The following is a 1263-nucleotide window of genomic DNA, read 5'->3' as shown; positions in this document are numbered from 1 at the left end:
GCCCAGCGTATGCGGCGGCGTTGGTTCTCGGTGTTGCGGAAGCCGAAGGCGTTGCGTCCTTGGTGCTTGGCGAGCCGGTTGTAGCCCTCGGAGCGGGCGTTGGAGTAGCCGGTGAGCAGGCCGGCCTCGATCGCGGGCCACCAGTTCTCGACGGTCGCGGCGAGGCGGTGGACCTCGGGGCTGTCGCTGGCGGCGGCGAGGGACAGGAAGCGCCACAGGCGGTGGGAGATCGCGGACCGGTCAGGGACCGAGGTTCCCGGCGTGGGCGCGAGGGCGAGCAGAGCCCGGAGGTTCTCCTTCACGGCGTAGGCGTGCAGGACCTCGATACCGAGATCGCCTTGGTCGATCAGCCCGTTCCACATCCGCGCGAACGAGGCCGGGGACAGGCGCTCGTGGGCGGTGAGCAGCCGCCGCCGTGAGACCCACTCGGGGTCACGCTTGCGGCCTCGACGGCCCCGCTCCTCACGGGTGGCGCGTTGCCGCACGGCGGTGACCATGTCGTTGCCGAGCCGGACCAGGTGGAACCGGTCGGCGACCAGGACCGCGCCCGGGAGGGCGTCGGCGACGGCCTTGGCGTAGGACGCGGACAGGTCGATACACACGTGGGTGACGTTGTCCCGCCAGGCTTTTGGCTGGTCGGTCAGCCAGTCCGAGACGACTTGCGCGGTCCGTCCATCGACATGCGCGAGCAGGCCGGCGGTGCCGTCGGCGTCGACGATGCCGGTCAGCCACCGGTCGGCGATGATCCGCCACCGGCCGGTCTCCTCGTCGCGGGCCCAGACCGGCTTGCCGCGGCGGGTCTCATCGATCCCGAGCACACACACCGCCGGCACCGGCGCGGCCAGCTCGGCATCGACGTGCGCGACGAACGCGGCGTGCACGATCGGCCAGGACACCCCGTACCGGTCCACGGCCGCCTGAACACACGCGGCGTCGGTCGCGACCCGCTCACCACACTCGGCCCGCAGCCGGGACGTCAGCCTCGAGCGGGCCGGCACCGTGGCCAGTGACTCGGTGAATGTTCCTCTTGGGCAGGCCCGTTCGCGGCACCGCCACCGCGTCTTGTGCCACACCAACCGGACCGACGAGGCCCCGTACGGCAGGTCCCGCGGATGCGTGGTCGTGCGTTCCTTGACCGAGGTTGACAGCACCCCGCACTCCGGGCACGCTGCCGCGGACCCTTCATCGGTCACGACGTCCACGACCCGGCCGCCGTCACCATCGAGGGTGACCAACGCCACCGCAAGTCCCTCGATCCCCAAC

Annotated in this window: 1 protein-coding gene; it reads right to left on the bottom strand. The window is 71.6% G+C overall.

What is annotated here, in order from left to right; translation table 11 throughout:
• Window positions 1-1241 (bottom strand): ISL3 family transposase (locus ABD225_RS18630; protein ID WP_344089218.1); only part of this gene is annotated, 1241 nt, incomplete at its 3' end.
• Window positions 1242-1263: the final 22 nt, after the last annotated feature.

The sequence above is a fragment of the Nostocoides veronense genome, assembly GCF_039531185.1.
Lineage (GTDB): Bacteria > Actinomycetota > Actinomycetes > Actinomycetales > Dermatophilaceae > Nostocoides_A > Nostocoides_A veronense.
Note: the sequence above shows the minus strand (reverse complement) of the source record. Positions and strands in the feature narration are given on the sequence as shown.